This is a genomic window from Pseudomonas saudimassiliensis (genome assembly GCF_000939975.1).
Lineage (GTDB): Bacteria > Pseudomonadota > Gammaproteobacteria > Pseudomonadales > Pseudomonadaceae > Halopseudomonas > Halopseudomonas saudimassiliensis.
This window is the reverse complement of sequence record NZ_LK391969.1, coordinates 2,256,889-2,274,602: the sequence shown is the minus strand read 5'-3', so window position 1 is coordinate 2,274,602 and position 17,714 is coordinate 2,256,889. Positions and strand designations below refer to the sequence as shown.

The following is a 17,714-nucleotide window of genomic DNA, read 5'->3' as shown; positions in this document are numbered from 1 at the left end:
GCCAGGCCCTGGCACCACTTTAAAAATCCGCCTCTTGAGTAGCTTTGCCTGAGCATGATCTTTATACTTGGCAGGATTTTTTGATCGGGTCGTGGTCGCGTTATCTGACTGTTTCTGCTTGTTCGGCGGAGCGATTGCCAGCTCTGCGCGGTGCCATTGCCTGCTAATAATTCCACTTCGTGATTAGGCTAATCGTATGATAAACATCAAACGGGGCTTGGACCTGCCAATCACCGGCTCACCCGAGCAACGTATTGAAGACGCCCGTCCTGTCAGAAGCGTTGCGGTTGTAGGTTTCGATTACCACGGTATGAAACCTACCATGGAGGTGCAGGTTGGTGATCGGGTGCAGGCGGGACAGATCCTGTTCAGCGACAAGAAAACCCCTGGGGTGATCTACACCGCACCGGCCAGCGGCGTCATCAGCGCGGTCAATCGTGGCGAGAAGCGTGTTCTGCAGTCGGTGGTTATTGATGTCGAGGGTGACGACGCAGTCGACTTCGGCAGTCACAGCGCGGATAGTCTGGAGGGTCTCGAGCCCCAGGCGGTACGCGACAAGCTTGTCCAGTCCGGTCTCTGGACCGCCCTGCGCACCCGGCCCTACAGCAAGGTGCCCGCGGTAGACGCCGTTCCTTCCTCGATTTTCGTTACCGCCATCGACACCCATCCGCTGGCTGCCGATCCGGCCGTGGTGCTGCAGACCTGCGCCGCGGACTTCGAGAATGGCCTGAAGGTGCTGGCCCGTCTGGCCGGCGTCTGGCTGTGTGTCGCCAATGGCGCCTCGATCCCGGGTAGCAACATCAACGGAGTGCGTACCGAAAGCTTCGCCGGCCCGCATCCCGCCGGCCTGCCGGGCACCCACATCCACATGTTGGACCCGGTCAGCGAGACGCGCCAGGCGTGGCATATCAATTACCAGGACGTGGTTGCCGTGGGGCGCCTGTTCACCAGTGGTCGGCTGTCCAGTGAGCGCATTGTTGCGCTGGGTGGCCCCCAGGTCGAACGTCCGCGACTGCTGCGCACCGTACTGGGCGCCAACCTGGAAGAGCTGGTCGCCGGTGAAGTGATGCCCGGCAACAACCGGATCATTTCCGGTTCCGTGCTGGGTGGACGCCTGGCACGTGGCGCGGCCATGTTCCTGGGTCGTTACCACCTCCAGGTATCGGTTCTGCGTGAAGGCACCGAGCGTGAAGTCCTGCATTACCTGCGTGCCGGGGTCAACAAGCATTCGATTCTGAATATCTTCATTTCGAAGCTGATCCCCTCCAAGCGCTTCGACTTCACCACCAGCACCAACGGTAGTGCGCGGGCGATGATCCCGGTGGGCAACTACGAAGAAGTCATGCCGCTGGACATCCTCCCGACCCAGCTGCTGCGCGCACTGATCGTCGGCGATACCGAGGTGGCGCAGAAGCTCGGCTGTCTCGAGCTGGATGAAGAGGATCTGGCGCTGTGCAGCTACGTCTGTGCAGGCAAGTACGAATATGGCCCGATCCTGCGTGACAATCTCACGCGCATCGAGATGGAGGGTTGATCGATGGGACTGCGCAGTTTTCTTGACAAGATAGAGCATCATTTCGAGAAGGGTGGTAAGCACGAGAAGTGGTACGCGCTTTACGAAGCGGTGGACACCTTCCTGTACAAGCCCTCCAGCGTGACCAAGACCACCGCCCACGTGCGCGACGGTATCGACCTCAAGCGGATGATGATCACCGTCTGGTTGTGTACTTTCCCGGCAATGTTCTTCGGTATGTGGAACGTGGGTTACCAGGCCAACAGCATCTTCGCGGTCAATTCCGAGTTGCTCGAGGCCCAGGAGGGGTGGCGGATCGGTCTGATCGCCATGTTGGCCGGGTTCGATCCAGCCAGCATCTGGGACAACATTGTTCATGGCGCCACCTGGTTCCTGCCTATCTATGCCGTGACCTTCATTGTCGGCGGCTTCTGGGAGGTGCTCTTTGCCTCCATCCGCAAGCATGAGGTCAACGAAGGCTTCTTCGTCACCTCGGTGCTCTTTGCGCTGATCCTGCCGCCCGATATCCCGCTGTGGCAGGTTGCCATGGGTATCAGCTTCGGTGTGGTCATCGGCAAGGAGATCTTCGGCGGTACCGGCAAGAACTTCCTCAACCCCGCCCTGACCGGCCGTGCCTTCCTGTTCTTCGCCTACCCGGCACAGCTATCCGGCGATGCGGTATGGACCGCCGTGGATGGCTTCACCGGTGCCACGGCGCTGAGTGTGGCGGGCGCCGGTGGTATCGACACGGTGGTGAACAGTGGATTGAGCTGGATGGACGCCTTTATCGGTACCATGCATGGCTCCATTGGTGAAACCAGCACTCTGGCCATCTTCATTGGCGGCGCCGTGCTGCTCATGACCAAGATCGCTTCCTGGCGCATTGTCGCCGGGGTCATGATCGGCATGATCGCGCTGAGCACCCTGTTCAATACCCTGGGCTCGGATACCAATCCGATGTTCTCCATGCCCTGGTACTGGCACATGGTGACCGGTGGCTTTGCCTTTGGTCTGATCTTCATGGCCACCGATCCGGTGTCGGCCTCGATGACCAATCTGGGCAAATGGATCTTCGGTGCGCTGATCGGTGTCATGGTGGTGCTGATCCGTGTGGTCAACCCGGCCTTCCCGGAAGGCATGATGCTGGCGATCCTGTTCGCCAACCTGTGTGCACCGCTGATCGATCACTTCATCGTTCAAGCCAATATCAAGCGGAGGCTGGCACGCAATGTCTAGTCCAAACGAATCTACCGCCCGCACGCTACTAGTCGCCCTGCTGGTGTGTCTGGTCTGCTCTGTCTTTGTGGCGGGCGCCGCGGTCGCCCTGCGGCCGATCCAGATCGAGAATAGCCAGCTCGACAAACAGCGCAACATTCTGGCGATTGCCGGGATCGGCGATCCCGGTATGTCCGGACCCGAGGTACAGGCCCTGTTCAACGAGCGCATCATTGCGCGCCTGGTTGATCTGGAAACCGGTCGTTTCAGTGATGAACACGACCCGCAGACCTTCGACCCGGTCGCTGCCGCCAAAGACCCGGCCATGTCGAAGAACCTGACCGGGGGTGAAGACATCGCCTCGATCAACCGCCGCGAGAACTTCAGCGTGGTGTACATCGTCGAAAGCGACAATCAGGAGATGGAAACACTGATCCTCCCGGTCCGCGGCTATGGTCTCTGGTCGACGCTGCATGGCTTCCTGGCCCTGCAGGGTGACCTGAACACCGTCCAGGGTTTTGGCTTCTATCAGCACGCCGAAACACCCGGCCTGGGTGGCGAAGTGGATAACCCTAACTGGCGCGGCCTGTGGCCCGGCAAGGAAATCTTCAATGACGACGGCCAGCTGGCAATTCGCGTCATCAAGGGCAATGTCGACGCGTCGAACCCGAACGCCGACCATCAGGTCGACGGTCTGGCGGGCGCTACCTTGACGGCCAATGGTGTAAACAACCTGCTGCACTACTGGTTGAGCGAGAACGGCTTCGGATCCTTCATCGATAACCTGCGTTCAGGGGAGGCTTGAGCATGTCACAGCCGACAGTCAAACAGGTCCTGCTGGACCCGGTTTTCAACAATAACCCCATCGGCCTGCAGATCCTCGGGGTCTGCTCCGCCCTGGCGGTAACTTCGAATCTGAATACCGCCCTGGTAATGTGTATCGCGCTGACCCTGGTGACCGGGTTCTCCAACCTGTTCATCTCGATGATTCGCAGTCAGATTCCCAGCTCCATCCGGATGATCGTGCAGATGGTGATCATCGCCTCGCTGGTTATTCTGGTAGACCAGGTGCTGAAGGCCTATGCCTACTCGCTGTCCAAGCAGCTATCGGTGTTCGTCGGACTGATCATCACCAACTGTATTGTCATGGGGCGTGCCGAGGCATTCGCCATGCAGAACCCGCCCGTACTGTCGTTCTTCGATGGTATTGGCAACGGCCTGGGCTACAGCGTGGTGCTGATCGCCCTGGGTATCGTGCGGGAGCTGTTCGGTGCGGGCAAACTCATGGGTTACACCATTTTGCCGGTGGTCAACGATGGTGGCTGGTACATGCCCAACGGCATGCTGTTGCTGCCTCCGTCTGCGTTCTTCCTCATCGGTCTGTTCATCTGGGCACTGCGCGCCTGGAAGCGCGAGCAGGTTGAAGAGCCGACCTATCGCATGGCGCCGCAGGTTTCCGAGCGGGAGGCATACTAATGGAGCACTACATCAGTCTGTTCGTCAAAGCCGTGTTCGTTGAGAACATGGCCCTGGCGTTCTTTCTCGGCATGTGTACCTTCATTGCCATCTCCAAAAAAGTGGAGACGGCTATTGGTCTGGGTATCGCGGTCATCGTGGTACAGGCCATCACCGTACCGGCCAACAACCTGATCTTCACCTACCTGCTCAAGGACGGCGCACTGGCCTGGGCCGGCCTGCCGGATGTGGATCTGAGCTTCCTGGGCCTGCTGAGCTACATCGGTGTTATCGCCGCGATCGTGCAGATCCTCGAGATGCTGCTGGACAAGTTCGTGCCGGCACTCTACAACGCCCTGGGCGTGTTCCTGCCGCTGATCACGGTGAACTGCGCGATCATGGGTGGCACGCTGTTCATGGTCGAGCGGGACTACAACCTGTCGGAGAGTGTGGTCTACGGCTTTGGGTCGGGTACTTCCTGGGCGCTGGCGATTGCCCTGCTGGCCGCCATCCGCGAGAAGCTCAAGTACAGCGATGTTCCCGATGGGCTTCAGGGTCTGGGCATCACCTTCATTACAATCGGACTGATGTCGCTGGGCTTCATGTCTTTCTCTGGCGTACAGCTGTAAGGAAGGGAGTGAGCAGATGAATTATGAAATTTTTCTCGCCATCGGCATGTTCACGGCCATCGTGCTGGCGCTGGTGGTGGTGATTCTCCTCGCGCGCTCCAAGTTGGTGAGCAGCGGGGATGTCAGCATCGAGATCAACGGCGAACGTACCATTACCGTGCCGGCGGGCGACAAGCTGCTGGGCACCCTGGCGGCCAACGGCATCTTCCTGTCCTCCGCCTGTGGCGGCGGCGGTACCTGTGCCCAGTGCAAATGCGTGGTGGAGTCCGGGGGCGGCGAGATGTTGCCGACCGAGGAGTCGCACTTTACCCGCCGTGAAGCCAAGGAAGGGTGGCGCCTGTCCTGCCAGACCCCGGTCAAGCAGGACATGAAGATCGAGATCCCGGAGGAAATTTTCGGGGTCAAGAAGTGGGAATGCGTGGTGGAGTCCAACCCCAACGTGGCGACCTTCATCAAGGAGCTGACCCTGCGTCTGCCTGAAGGGGAGAACGTCAACTTCCGTGCTGGTGGTTATGTTCAGCTGGAGTGTCCGCCCCATACCGTGCACTACAAGGATTTTGACATCCAGCCGGAATTCCAGGGGGATTGGGACAAGTTCGACCTGTGGCGCTATGTGTCCAAGGTCGACGAGACGGTCATCCGCGCCTACTCCATGGCCAACTACCCGGAAGAGAAGGGCATCGTCAAGTTCAACATCCGGGTGGCGTCGCCGCCGCCTGGCCGTGACGATGTGCCCCCGGGCCAGATGTCCTCCTACGTCTTCAGCCTGAAGCCGGGCGACAAGATTACCGTGTACGGTCCCTTCGGTGAGTTCTTCGCCAAGGACACCGATGCGGAGATGGTCTTTGTCGGTGGCGGGGCCGGGATGGCGCCAATGCGCTCGCACATCATGGACCAGCTGCTGCGCATCAAGACCAAGCGCAAGATGTCGTTCTGGTACGGTGCCCGTTCCCTGCGCGAAGCCTTCTATGTCGACGAGTACGACAAGCTGGCGGCCGAGCATGAGAACTTCGAATGGCATCTGGCCCTGTCGGATGCGCTGCCGGAGGACAACTGGGAAGGGCCGACCGGGTTCATCCATAACGTGTTGTACGAGAACTATCTCAAGGACCACCCGGCTCCTGAGGACTGCGAGTTCTACATGTGCGGGCCGCCCATGATGAACGCCTCGGTTATCAAGATGCTGGAAGACCTGGGCGTGGAACCGGAGAATATCCTCCTCGACGACTTCGGCGGCTAGTATGCCACGTCGTTTTGCCTGGCCCGTTGGTGCTGTTGCCCTGGCAGCAGTCCTGACGGGCTGTTTCAATTCTGCCGAGCCGGTTTCTGAAATCCATGGCCTGACCATGGGCAGCACCTACTCGATCAAATGGGTGAGTGCCGAGCAGACGCCCGCGCCGGACGAGGTCAAGGCGTCCGTCGATCAGTTGCTGGAGGAGTTCGAATCGGTAGCCTCTACCTGGCGACCCGATTCGCAACTGTCCCGGTTCAATGCGGCCCCGGCCGGCAGCTGTCAGCCCATGGCCCAGTCGATTCTTGATATAGTGACCCTGGCCGAGCAACTGCACGAGGCCAGCGACGGCGGTTTCGATATCACCCTGGATCCTTTGCTCCAACTGTGGGGCTTTCACGGTGAGACCGGGCCGCAGCGCGTGCCCAGCGAGCAGGAGCGGGCTGAGGCCCGGGCTCAGACCGGGCACCAGCATCTCCATGTGCGGGATGGGCAATTATGCAAGGATGTGGCGCTGCAGCTGGACGTCAGCGGCCTGGCAGCGGGCTACATGGTCGATGAGGTGGTTGAACACCTGGCGAGCATGGGCATCCAAGATTACATGGTGGAAATCACCGGCGAACTCAAGGCCGACGGCACCAAGCCCGGCGGCCGACCGTGGCGCATTGCCGTCGAGGAGCCGCGCGATGACAGCCGGGTGGCGCAGGTGGTACTGCCATTGCGCGGCCTGGGGGTGTCCACCTCCGGTGATTACCGGAATTATTTCGAACATGAAGGTCAGCGCTACTCGCATACCTTCGACCCCCTCACCGGCAGCCCGGTCATGCATGACCTGGCGGCGGTGACGGTTCTTCACCCTTCGGCAGCCTGGGCGGATGGGCTTTCCACCGTCCTGCTGGTAAAGGGATCGGATCTAGGCTGGGAGTATGCCCTCGAGCATGAACTTCCGGCATTGTTCGTCATTCGCGAGGGCGACGGCTTCGTGTCGCGGAGTACGCCCCAGTTCACCGCTCTGCATCAGAGCAAGGAGTAAATCATGGTTTGGGTACTGGCTTTTTCATTGATGCTGCTGAGCGTCGCCGGTATGGCTGTGGGTGTCATGATGGGGCGCAAGCCCATTGCCGGTTCGTGCGGCGGCATTGGCGCCACCGGCTTGGACAGCAGCTGCGGCATTTGCGGCGGCAACCCGAACAAGTGTGAGGAATCGCGTCAGGATACCGGTTCGATCAAGGGTGCGGCGCTCGGCTACGAGGCCACTCGCAAGGACTGAAGAGCGCGCCGCATCGACTATTTTGACGTACTGACTGTTACAGGACCGATTTTGCATGGCTGTGTATAACTATGATGTAGTGGTGCTGGGCGCGGGCCCGGCGGGTGAAGGCGCAGCGGTCAATGCCGCCAAGAATGGGCGCCGGGTCGCGGTGGTGGAAGAGCGCAATATGGTCGGCGGCAACTGCGTCCATCTGGGCACCATCCCTTCCAAGGCGCTGCGTTATTCCGTCAAGCAGATCATCCAGTTCAACACCAACCCGATGTTCCGGGTGGTGGGCGAACCGCGGGATTTTTCCTTTCCCGAGGTGCTCAACAGCGCCGAGAAGGTCATCACCCGCCAGGTACGCTCGCGCAACAGCTACTACGCGCGCAACCGTATCGACCTGTTTTTCGGCAAGGGCAGTTTTGCTGACAACCATACCGTCGAGCTGGTGAACGCCGAGGGTGCGGTGGATCGTCTGACAGCGAAGGAAATCATCATCGCCACTGGGTCGCGTCCCTACCGTCCGGCGGATGTGGACTTCAACCACCCGCGCATCTACGACAGCGACACCATCCTGCAGCTGAACCATACCCCGCGCACCCTGATCATCTACGGCGCCGGGGTCATCGGTTGTGAATACGCCTCGATCTTCTGCGGCCTGGGCGTCAAGGTCGATCTGATCCACAACCGTGACCGGTTGCTGAGCTTCCTCGATGACGAGATCTCTGATGCGCTGAGTTACCATCTGCGCAACAGCATGGCCCTGATCCGCCATAATGAGGAGTATGAAAAGATCGAAGGGCTCAACGGCGGCGGGGTAGTGTTGCACCTGAAGTCGGGCAAGAAGATCAAGGGTGACGCGCTGCTGTGGTGTAACGGTCGCTCCGGTAACACCGACGGCCTGGGGCTGGAGAATATCGGCCTGAAGGCCAACAGCCGGGGCCAGATCCTGGTCGACGAAAACTACCGCACCGAGGTGCCGAATATCTATGCGGCCGGGGATGTGATCGGTTGGCCGAGCCTGGCCAGCGCGGCCTTCGACCAGGGTCGCTCGGCGGCGGGTAACATCGTCGAGAATGATAGTTGGCGGTTTGTCGATGATGTGCCGACCGGCATCTACACCATTCCGGAGATCAGTTCGCTGGGCAAGACCGAGCGTGAACTGACCAGCGAGAAAGTGCCCTACGAGGTGGGCCAGGCGTTCTTCAAGAACATGGCGCGGGCGCAGATCAGTTGTGAGCCGGTGGGCATGCTGAAGATCCTGTTCCACCGGGATACCCTGCAGGTACTGGGTATCCACTGCTTTGGTGACCAGGCGTCGGAGATCGTCCACATCGGCCAGGCGATCATGAGCCAGGAGGGGGAGGCCAATACCATCAAGTATTTCGTCAATACCACCTTCAACTTCCCGACCATGGCGGAAGCCTATCGGGTCGCGGCCCTGGACGGTCTCGGCCGGCTGTTCTGAGGGTCAGCCCGGCGCGCTTAACGAGTCGCGTCGGGCGCCTCGCCCAGCACCTGCATTGCCAGTTGGGGGACATCCGTGATCAGGCTGTCGATACCCATATCCCGCAGCCGCAGCATCAACTGCGGCTCATTCACCGTCCACACGGACACATGCAAGCCCTCACGCTGGGCTTGGGCAACCCGGGCGGGGGTGCAGAGCTTCCAGTTCAACACCAGAAAGCGACAGCCGTAGCGCAGTGCGCTTTTCACCGGATCCAGAAAACCGTATTCCTCCACCAGGCCGGTGGGCAGCCCGTAACCCTGCTGCTGCACATGGCGCAGTAGCGTGCGGCTCGAGGAGGTGATCACCACCTTGTCCTGCAGGCCGAACTCAGCCACCAATGGCGTAACCGCTGCCATTACCCGGCGGGATTGGGCGGCCGAGCCGCTCTTGACTTCCAACTGGTAATGGTCGAACTCCGGACAGCTGCGAAACAGCTGCTCCAGGGTGGGAATGGGGCAGGGTTCGGCCCAGCCGGGTAGGCCGAGCCGGGCATCCAGGCGCATGAGTTGTGCGGCGGTATGGGCAGCGATCTTGCCCTTGATGCCGGTGGTGCGCTTGAGTGTGGGGTCATGGATGACCATCAGTTGATGGTCGGATGACAGGTGCAGGTCCAGCTCGACGCGGGTGACACCGGCCTCCAGGGCTTTGCGAAAGCTTGGCAGGGTGTTTTCCGGCGCTTCGCCGCGGGCCCCTCGATGACCGTAGATGAGCATGGGTTTCCTCAGTGGGCGGGCTTATGCTGGCGGACGCTGTGTACCACCTTGTCATGTTCGAAATACACACTGAAGCCGTCGTAGTCCCAGCGGCTGATCGGCGGCGTGCCCACGGCGGCATGGCGGGTTACGGGCTCGCCATGTTGCTGGCGTACGGTGCTGGCAGCGGCGCCCCGTTGCGGCAGGCTGAGTCCCTGTTGCGCCGCCTGCTGGCCCACCGGGATGGTCAGCGTGTCGGCCTGGGCCTGCATGCCCGTGACGGTGAGCAGGCTGGTAGCGAGGAAGAGGGGCAGTGTGTATTTCATGGCGAAATCCTTTCGTTATCCTTGGCGGCACGAATATCCTGTGCCTGCTTTTGCATTATATGCCGGGCCAGCAACTGGCGCTGGGCCTCGGTGAACCGCTCGAAGCTTACCTGTATCAGATAGTCTCCGAAAGAGCTGGCGGGGCGGCAATCGGCTACCTGCACAGGCGCGCTCAGGCCAATGGGTGTGGGCAGCAGCAACCGCAGGGCAAGCCAGCTGCCGATGGGCAGGGGCATGTCAGTGGTAAAGCTCAGGCCGGCTTCGCTCAGGATCACCGGGACGGTGGTACCCATGTCGTCAGTCAATTGCAGAGCCAATGCCCGGCCGATCAGCTCGATCCGCTTGCTGAGAATCTTCAGGTAGGCGGCGATGGTACGGTCACGCTCGCCAATCTGCCGCAGTAGCGGCTGGGCGTCGTGCTCCAGCAGATGCAGCTCGCCCAACAGGCCAAACAAGGGAGAAGTCTCCTCGGTTGCCTGGGCGGTGGGCGCCTCGGTGGGCCGGTAGTCCAGCGACAGCTGATCCTGGATCTGGAAATAACCCGCATGCACATCGATAGTATTGTTGCTTTGCATGTTCAGCCCCGTTTACCGAAACCGGAATCAGTGTAACATGGCAGCCCGAACTGCCACTCACCAAGGCTTTTCCCGATCAGGTACTCCATGTTCAGACCTCTGCCTTTCTTTATCGGATTGCGCTATACGCGCGCCAAACGCCGTAACCACTTCATTTCCTTCATCTCATTGATCTCCATGCTGGGGCTGACCCTCGGGGTTCTGGTGATGATTCTCGTCTTGTCCGTGATGAATGGTTTTGACCGGGAACTGCGTACCCGCATCCTCGGCATGGTGCCCCATGCCAGCATCAACGGTTATCAGCCGATCGATGATTGGCGGTCCCTGGCGACCGAGCTTGAAGCCCATCCTGGCGTAGCCGCGGCGGCGCCCTTCATCCAGTTGCAGGGAATGCTGACCCATAACGGCAGCGTCGCGCCGGTGCTGGTCAGCGGGGTGATCCCGGAGGCCGAGGCGCAGGTCTCGATCATTGAAGATCACATGGAGTCCGGCTCGCTCAACGATCTGCAGGACGGCGAGTTCGGCATCATCATCGGCGAGCTGATCGCCCGGCGCTTCAGTGTGATGCCCGGCGACAAGCTGACCCTGGTCCTGCCGGAGGCCTCCGTCACGCCCGCCGGGGTCTTCCCGCGCCTGAAGCGTTTCCACGTCACCGGCATCTTCAAGGTCGGCGCCGAGCTCGATGGCTCCATGGCGATGATCCACGCCGGGGATGCGGCGCGCCTGAGCCGCTGGACACCGGGCCAGATGCAAGGCGTGCGCCTGCGCCTGCACGACCTGTTCCAGGCGCCCCAGGTGGCCTGGAATCTGGTCGAGCAGTTGCCGGGCAACTATTACGCCCAGGACTGGACCCGGAGCCACGGCAACCTGTTTGCGGCGATCCGCATGGAGAAGACCATGATCGGCCTGCTGTTGCTGTTGATCGTGGCGGTGGCGGCGTTCAATATCATCTCCACGCTGGTCATGGTGGTCACTGACAAGAAGGCTGACATCGCCATCCTGCGCACCCTGGGAGCCTCCCCGGGCACCATCATGGGCATCTTCATGGTGCAGGGCTCGGTGATCGGGGTGGTGGGTACCCTGGCCGGCGGCGTACTCGGCGTGCTCGCCGCGCTGAATGTCTCGGCGCTGGTGGCTGGCCTAGAGCGGCTGCTGGGCACCCAGTTCCTCAGCTCCGATGTCTATTTCATCAGCTACCTGCCGTCCCAGTTGATCTGGACGGATGTCGTGATCATCTGCACCGCCGCCCTGGGCATGAGCTTCCTGGCGACGCTCTATCCGGCCTGGCGTGCATCCCGTACCGAACCCGCGGAGGCCCTGCGTTATGACTGATGTAGTACTGGAGTGCCGGCAGCTGAGCAAGCACTACGCGGTCGGGCCGCAGCGCCTGCAGGTCCTCGACAGCATCGACCTGAGCCTGCGGGCCGGTGAGCGTATCGCCATTGTCGGCAGCTCCGGCTCGGGCAAGACCACTCTGCTGAACATGCTGGGCGGCCTGGATACGCCCAGCACCGGTGAAGTCTGGCTGGCGGGCCAGCAGATGTCGGCCCTCAAGGAAGGGGAGCGCGGCAAGTTGCGCAATACCGGCCTGGGCTTCGTCTACCAGTTCCATCACCTGCTGGCCGAGTTCACCGCCCTGGAGAACGCTTGTATGCCGCTACTGATCGGCGCCACGCCGATTGCCGAAGCGCGGGAGCGGGGCATGGCGATGCTGGAGCGGGTTGGCTTGTCAGCCCGCGCCGGGCATAAACCGGCGGAGTTGTCGGGGGGGGAGCGGCAACGGGTAGCCATAGCCCGGGCGCTGATCAACGAACCCGCCTGTGTGCTGCTGGATGAGCCGACCGGTAACCTGGATCAGCATACGGCCCGTGGCGTCCAGCAACTGATGCTGGAGCTCAGCCAGCGACTGCACACCGCCTTTCTCGTGGTCACCCATGACCTGGCCCTGGCGGGGCAGATGGATCGCGTGCTGACACTCAATGAAGGCCGGCTGATGGAACGTCAGCTGAGCTGATCAGGACTGACGACGGCGTCGCATTTTGCGGCGCTGCCAGTTGCGCGATACCCAGAAACGCCAATATAACAGGGTCCCGGCGTAGCCGAGCCCGGCCAGCACGATTCCGGATAGCAAGGAGCCGAGCAGCATGGGTTGCCAGATGTGCTGCAGCTCCGTTGTCAGCCAGCTGAGTGACAACTCCATGGGCATGGTGCGCTCGGGCGCGCCGAGCAATAACGTACCGATCTTGTACTGAATGAAAAAAACCGGTGGCATGGTGATGGGGTTGGTCAGCCAGACCAGGCCCACCGAGATCGGCAGGTTGCCGCGAATGAAGATGGCGATGCACGCCGACAGCAGCATTTGCAGCGGGATCGGCAGCATCGCAACGAACAGACCCGTGGCCACGGCCCGCGCAACACTGTGGCGGGTGATATGCCAGATATTCGGATCTTGAAGGATCTTCCCTAAAAAACGCAGCGACTTGTTGCGTTGGATCCGTTCCGGACTGGGCATGTAGCGTTTGAGTAGCTGGCGCGGCATCGCAGACTGATCGGCGGAAGGGTAGGCTGCAATTATGCATGCATTCCCGCGCGTCGACTACCATCCGCCGCCGCATTCACCATCACAGGATGTTTCCGCGCATGGATGTGCCATTGCTGCTGGTCGCACTGATCGCCGGCATGCTGTTACCCCTGGGGCTCTCCGGGCTGCCACCCCTCTGGCTGGCAGCGGCGCCGCTGGTGCTGGGTGCGGCGCTATGGCGCAGGTCTCAGTGGCGCTGGCTGGGCGCCCTGGGAGTGGGCCTGCTGTGGTCCTGCTTCATCCACTCCCAGTTGCTGGCACAACGGTTGCCACCGGAGCTCGATGGTGTGCGCACCGAGATTGTGGCCCGGATCCAGGGCCTGCCGGAAGCGACCGAGACCGGCTGGCGGCTGGCACTGACCGATGCACGACTGGTTGCCGATGACCAGACGCTGCCGCCGCTCCGGGCGCACTGGTTTGACGGCCAGCCTACCAACCCCGGGGAGCTGTGGCGCTTCGAAATCACCCTGCGCCGACCCGCGGGCATGGCCAACCCGGGCGGCTTCGATTACGAAGCCTGGCTGTATGCCCAGGGCGTGGGCGCCTTGGGCAGTATCCGCCACGGCGAGCGACTTGCCGAAGCGCCCCGGTTCGCCGGGTTTGCGGCGCTGCGCCAGGAGATCCGCTCTCGCATGACCACGGCGCTGGCCGAGCAGGCCGGTGGTGCCCGGCTGATTGCCCTGGTGGTAGGCGATAAAAGCGTGCTGGACCGGGATGACTGGCTGGTGCTGCAGGCAACCGGTACGGCGCACCTGATGGTTATTTCCGGGCTGCATGTCGGCATGCTGGCGGCCGCAGTGTTTGGCCTGGTGATGCTGCTCGGTCGGCTGGGCCTGGTGAATTGGCCCTGGCCGCGGCTGTGGTTGGCTACCGTGCTGGTGATTCCCATCGCGGCGATCTACGCGCTGCTGGCCGGGTTTGGCGTACCGGTTCAGCGTGCCCTGCTGATGATCAGTCTTGGCTTGCTGGTCCAGCTGGTCTACCGCCGACCGCGTCTGTGGACGCTCTGGTTGCTGGCCTTTGCTGCCGTGGTGGCCGGCAACCCTGGTGGCCCGCTGCGGGCGGGCTTCTGGTTGTCCTTCATGGCGGTCGGACTGTTGCTCTATGGCATGGGCGCGCGCCTGGGCTCAGCGTCTCTCTGGTGGCGCTGGGGGCGGGCACAGTGGGTCGTGTTCGTCGGTCTGTGGCCCTGGCTGATGTGGTGGAACATGCCGGCGAGCCTGAGCGCGCCGCTGGCCAACGTGCTGGCGATCCCCTGGGTGAGCCTGTTGGTGGTGCCGGCAGCCCTGCTGGGTACGGTACTGGAGTTGCTGTTCGACTTTCCCTGGTTGTTGAAAGGTGCGGCGGTAACCTTGAACGCCCTGTTCGAGGGCCTGGACTGGTTGGCCCAGTGGCGCGGGGCAGAGCGTCTGCCCACGCCATCCTGGTCTGGGTTCCTGCTGGGGCTGGCTGGCGTTGCGGCCTTGCTGAGTCCCTTGGCGCGGCTGCTGTGGGTGCCGGCGATGGCCTGCCTGCTGGCCCTGCTGATGCCGTTCCATGAGCGGCCCGCTGCGGGCCAGCTGTGGGTGACGGTGCTGGACGTGGGGCAGGGCCTGTCGGTGCTGTTGCAGACGGAGCATCACGATCTGCTCTACGACACCGGTGCGCGGTTCAGCAGTGGTTTCGATCTGGGCGAGGCAGTGGTGCATCCGGCGCTGTTGGCGTTGGGCGTGCGCAAGCTCGATGTGATGCTGATCAGCCACGCCGACAATGACCATGCCGGTGGGGCGCCCTTCATCGCGGCGCATCTGCCGGTGGGGCAAACCCTGGCCGGCCAGCATGCGGCCATTGATCCGCTGCTCCAGGCGCAACCCTGCATGCCGGGGGATAGCTGGCAGTGGGACGGCGTGCGTTTCGAGATCCTCTATAGTCAGCCGCCGCCCGCACCACCCAACGAACAGTCCTGTGTACTACGCGCGGTGGCAGGTGACACCGCGGTGCTGCTGCCCGGCGATCTGGGTGTGAGCAGCGAATACCAGATGCTTGACCAGATGCTGCGCGCTGATCTGTTGCTGGCACCCCATCACGGCAGCCGCAGTTCCTCATCCTATGCCTTCATTCGTGCGGTACAGCCACGCTGGTCGGTGTTCAGCGCCGGGCGTCACAGCCCGTACGGCCATCCCCATCCGCTAGTCGTTGCACGTTACCGCGAACTGGAAGCAGAACCGGTTTATACTGCCACCGCCGGAGCGATACGCTTCGTCCTGGATGACGCAGGGAAGGCCCGCCGGGAATGGTCCTGGCGAGAGCGTGCACGACGCTTCTGGCATGAAGATCAAGCAACGGGGCGGCTGGCTGAACAGCTATCCGGGCCCGTGCTAGAGTAAGCAAATTTTCTGGAGGGAACGCCTGTGTGGGAACTGATCAGTGCCGGTGGTTGGCTGATGTTGCCGATCATATTGTCATCCGTGGTGGCCCTGGCCATCGTTTTCGAACGTCTGTGGGCGCTGCGCAGTAGCCGGGTGGCGCCACCCAATCTGCTGGGTCAGGTATGGCGCTGGATCAAGGACGGGCAGCTGGATGCGGCCCGCATCAAGAGCCTGCGGGCCGACTCGCCGCTGGGCGAAATCCTCGCTGCCGGGTTGGCCAACACCCGCCATGGGCGGGAGATCATGAAGGAAAGCATCCAGGAAGCCGCCACCAAGGTTATCCATGAGCTGGAGCGCTACCTCAATACCCTGGGTACCGTCGCGGCGATCACGCCTCTGCTCGGTCTGCTGGGCACCGTCATCGGCATGATCGATGTGTTCACCGCGGTGATGGTCCAGGGCACCGGTAACACCGCGGTGCTTGCCGGCGGCATCTCCAAGGCGCTGATCACCACGGCTGCCGGTCTCACCGTGGCCATCCCGGCCCTGTTCTTCCATCGCTTCTTCGTGCGCCGGGTTGATGAACTGGTGGTGGCCATGGAGCAGGAAGCGACCAAGCTGGTTGAGGTGGTGCAGGGCAATCGCGAAGCTGAGCCGAACGGCAACGATGTGGCGGCCGATCCGGTCATTCGCCGTGCAGCCAAGACTGCCCAGGGGAATTGAGCATGAATTTTCGACGCGCCCGGCGGGAGGAGGTTGGAGTCAACCTGACGCCGCTGATCGACGTGGTGTTCCTGCTGCTGATCTTCTTCATGGTTTCCACTACTTTCACCCGGGAAACCCAGCTCAAGCTCGACCTGCCGGAGTCCGCTTCCGGGGAGCCGGTGGAAAACCGCAACCTGGAGCAGATCGAGGTGCTGATATCGGCGGCCGGTGAGGTCACCATCAACGGCAAGAGCCTGATCGATCCGGGATTGCAGAACCTGCAGACCGCCCTGCAGCGGGAGGCGGGCGGCAATACCGGGCTGCCGGTGGTGATTACCGCTGACGCCAAGGCGAGCCACCAATCGGTGATCACCGTCATGGATGCGGCGGGCCAACAGGGGTTCAACCGCCTGCGCCTGACCACCAACGAGATGGAACCCTCCGCGCAGTGAAGAAAGGGTCGCTGGAAGCGTTCATGCTGCGCTCCTGGTATCAGGGGCGCCGCTGGTTGGCACTGCTGCGCCCACTATCGGCGCTGTACCAGCAGGTAGCCGAACGCCGCCGCCAACGCTTCCTGGCTGAGCCGACGGCCAGTTGGCAGCCGCCGGTGCCGCTGATCGTGGTGGGCAACATCACGCTCGGTGGCACGGGCAAGACGCCGATGGTGATCTGGTTGGTAGAGCACCTGCGGGCACAGGGTTGGCGGGTCGGCGTCATCAGTCGGGGATACGGGGCGGAGCCGCCCACGCTGCCCTGGCGGATTCGCCCTGAGCTGGACGGCCCTGAACAGGTCGGCGACGAACCGCTGCTTATCGCTCGTCGCTGCCAGGTCCCGGTGGTCATCGATCCGGACCGCCCGCGGGCTGGCCGCCATCTGCTTGAGCAGGCGCAGGTGGATATCATCATCAGTGACGATGGCCTGCAACATTACGCCATGGGCCGTACCCTGGAGGTGTTGATGCTGGACCACGCGCGCGGCCTGGGTAACGCTCGTTGTCTGCCCGAGGGCCCGTTGCGCGAGCCCGCCGTACGGCTGGCGTCGGTGGACCTGATCGTGCGCAACGGCGCCACCGCCGACGGCGACAATGGCTTTGCCATGCAGTTGCAGGCCACCGAGCTGGTGAACCTGGTGACCGGCCAGCGGATCAGCCCCAGTGCATGGCCATTGGCGACCCGGGTGCAGGCGGTGGCGGGTATCGGTAACCCTGAGCGCTTTCGCCGCACCCTGGAAAGCCTGGGTTTCACTCCCACCCTGCAGGCGTTTGCCGACCACGCCGGTTACAATGCCGACAGTTTTGCCGGCTTTGATCACGGCGAGCCGTTGATCATGACCGAAAAGGACGCGGTAAAATGTGTCGGCTTCGCCCGCGACCATTGGTGGTATCTGCGCGTCGATGCCCACTTGAGTGACGCCTTTGCCGCGGCGTTGCATCTGCAGCTGGATGGCCACCTGCCGCCCAGCTGTTCTACTTCCCCCTGACCGGAGTCTGACGATGGATCCCAAACTGCTCGATATCCTGGCCTGCCCGCTGTGCAAGGGCCCGCTGGTACAGAATCAGGACAAGACCGAACTATGGTGCCGCGCCGATGGCCTGGCCTACCCGGTACGCGATGGCATTCCCGTCATGCTGGAGACCGAAGCCCGGGCCCTGGACGCGGATGAGAGGCTGGGCAACTGA

General features: G+C 62.2%; 20 protein-coding genes. 16 read left to right on the top strand and 4 right to left on the bottom strand.

Annotated elements, in window-relative coordinates; all coding sequences use genetic code 11:
- The first annotated feature begins 196 nt into the window (after window positions 1-196).
- The 9 genes from VG99_RS10555 to sthA are packed head-to-tail and all read left to right on the top strand — an operon-like array spanning window position 197 to window position 8,766.
- On the top strand, window positions 197-1,534 hold the full coding sequence (locus VG99_RS10555; RefSeq protein WP_044499825.1) for a Na(+)-translocating NADH-quinone reductase subunit A: 1,338 nt from the start codon (window positions 197-199) through the stop codon (window positions 1,532-1,534).
- Window positions 1,535-1,537: 3 nt separating this feature from the next.
- Complete coding sequence (locus tag VG99_RS10550) at window positions 1,538-2,749, top strand: NADH:ubiquinone reductase (Na(+)-transporting) subunit B (protein WP_044499823.1); 1,212 nt, start codon at window positions 1,538-1,540, stop codon at window positions 2,747-2,749.
- Window positions 2,742-3,533: a Na(+)-translocating NADH-quinone reductase subunit C gene (locus tag VG99_RS10545; RefSeq protein ID WP_044499821.1), complete on the top strand. Its 792-nt coding sequence runs from the start codon at window positions 2,742-2,744 to the stop codon at window positions 3,531-3,533. Before VG99_RS10550 ends, VG99_RS10545 begins: the two co-directional genes overlap by 8 nt.
- Window positions 3,530-4,204 (top strand): NADH:ubiquinone reductase (Na(+)-transporting) subunit D, encoded by a 675-nt coding sequence (locus tag VG99_RS10540; protein ID WP_204216715.1) that lies wholly within the window; start codon window positions 3,530-3,532, stop codon window positions 4,202-4,204. Before VG99_RS10545 ends, VG99_RS10540 begins: the two co-directional genes overlap by 4 nt.
- A complete protein-coding gene (gene nqrE / locus VG99_RS10535) occupies window positions 4,204-4,812 on the top strand; it encodes an NADH:ubiquinone reductase (Na(+)-transporting) subunit E (RefSeq protein WP_044499819.1) in 609 nt (202 codons plus the stop codon). Before VG99_RS10540 ends, nqrE begins: the two co-directional genes overlap by 1 nt.
- Window positions 4,813-4,828: 16 nt before the next feature.
- A complete protein-coding gene (gene nqrF / locus VG99_RS10530) occupies window positions 4,829-6,052 on the top strand; it encodes an NADH:ubiquinone reductase (Na(+)-transporting) subunit F (protein ID WP_044499818.1) in 1,224 nt (407 codons plus the stop codon).
- Window position 6,053: 1 nt separating this feature from the next.
- Window positions 6,054-7,076, top strand: a complete 1,023-nt coding sequence (locus tag VG99_RS10525; protein WP_044499817.1) for an FAD:protein FMN transferase — start codon at window positions 6,054-6,056, stop codon at window positions 7,074-7,076.
- Window positions 7,077-7,079: 3 nt separating this feature from the next.
- Entirely contained in the window at window positions 7,080-7,313 is a 234-nt protein-coding gene (gene nqrM / locus VG99_RS10520; protein WP_044499816.1) for a (Na+)-NQR maturation NqrM, read from the top strand.
- Window positions 7,314-7,368: 55 nt separating this feature from the next.
- Window positions 7,369-8,766: a Si-specific NAD(P)(+) transhydrogenase gene (gene sthA / locus VG99_RS10515; RefSeq protein ID WP_044499815.1), complete on the top strand. Its 1,398-nt coding sequence runs from the start codon at window positions 7,369-7,371 to the stop codon at window positions 8,764-8,766.
- Between the two features lie 17 nt (window positions 8,767-8,783).
- On the opposite strand, the gene VG99_RS10510 is transcribed toward sthA, so the two are convergent.
- Genes VG99_RS10510 through VG99_RS10500 form a run of 3 tightly spaced genes read right to left on the bottom strand, consistent with a single transcriptional unit; the run spans window position 8,784 to window position 10,401 of the window.
- Window positions 8,784-9,521: a glycerophosphodiester phosphodiesterase gene (locus tag VG99_RS10510; protein WP_044499813.1), complete on the bottom strand. Its 738-nt coding sequence runs from the start codon at window positions 9,519-9,521 to the stop codon at window positions 8,784-8,786.
- A gap of 8 nt (window positions 9,522-9,529) precedes the next feature.
- Window positions 9,530-9,826, bottom strand: a complete 297-nt coding sequence (locus VG99_RS10505) for a hypothetical protein (protein WP_044499812.1) — start codon at window positions 9,824-9,826, stop codon at window positions 9,530-9,532.
- Complete coding sequence (locus tag VG99_RS10500; protein WP_044499811.1) at window positions 9,823-10,401, bottom strand: PilZ domain-containing protein; 579 nt, start codon at window positions 10,399-10,401, stop codon at window positions 9,823-9,825. The genes VG99_RS10505 and VG99_RS10500 overlap by 4 nt, the downstream gene beginning before the upstream one ends.
- Before the next feature lie 87 nt (window positions 10,402-10,488).
- Here VG99_RS10500 and VG99_RS10495 point away from each other — a divergent pair, with 87 nt between their 5' ends.
- Together VG99_RS10495 and lolD are read left to right on the top strand one after the other, a co-directional pair.
- Window positions 10,489-11,733: a lipoprotein-releasing ABC transporter permease subunit gene (locus tag VG99_RS10495; RefSeq protein ID WP_044499809.1), complete on the top strand. Its 1,245-nt coding sequence runs from the start codon at window positions 10,489-10,491 to the stop codon at window positions 11,731-11,733.
- Window positions 11,726-12,415, top strand: a complete 690-nt coding sequence (gene lolD / locus VG99_RS10490; RefSeq protein WP_044499808.1) for a lipoprotein-releasing ABC transporter ATP-binding protein LolD — start codon at window positions 11,726-11,728, stop codon at window positions 12,413-12,415. The genes VG99_RS10495 and lolD overlap by 8 nt, the downstream gene beginning before the upstream one ends.
- Here lolD and VG99_RS10485 read toward each other — a convergent pair whose 3' ends face one another.
- A complete protein-coding gene (locus VG99_RS10485; protein WP_044499807.1) occupies window positions 12,416-12,940 on the bottom strand; it encodes a DUF2062 domain-containing protein in 525 nt (174 codons plus the stop codon).
- Between the two features lie 101 nt (window positions 12,941-13,041).
- Between VG99_RS10485 and VG99_RS10480 the strand changes: the two genes are divergently transcribed.
- From VG99_RS10480 to VG99_RS10460, 5 genes are read left to right on the top strand one after another with little or no spacing between them, the layout of a single operon-like run.
- Window positions 13,042-15,348 carry a DNA internalization-related competence protein ComEC/Rec2 gene (locus tag VG99_RS10480; protein WP_044499806.1) on the top strand — a complete coding sequence of 769 codons (2,307 nt, stop codon included), beginning with the start codon at window positions 13,042-13,044 and terminating at the stop codon, window positions 15,346-15,348.
- A gap of 24 nt (window positions 15,349-15,372) precedes the next feature.
- Window positions 15,373-16,053 (top strand): MotA/TolQ/ExbB proton channel family protein, encoded by a 681-nt coding sequence (locus tag VG99_RS10475; protein WP_044499805.1) that lies wholly within the window; start codon window positions 15,373-15,375, stop codon window positions 16,051-16,053.
- Between the two features lie 2 nt (window positions 16,054-16,055).
- Window positions 16,056-16,487, top strand: coding sequence for an ExbD/TolR family protein (locus VG99_RS10470; RefSeq protein ID WP_044499804.1), 432 nt, complete (start codon window positions 16,056-16,058; stop codon window positions 16,485-16,487).
- Between the two features lie 23 nt (window positions 16,488-16,510).
- Entirely contained in the window at window positions 16,511-17,515 is a 1,005-nt protein-coding gene (lpxK, locus tag VG99_RS10465) for a tetraacyldisaccharide 4'-kinase (protein ID WP_044499802.1), read from the top strand.
- Between the two features lie 13 nt (window positions 17,516-17,528).
- A complete protein-coding gene (locus VG99_RS10460) occupies window positions 17,529-17,714 on the top strand; it encodes a Trm112 family protein (protein ID WP_044499801.1) in 186 nt (61 codons plus the stop codon).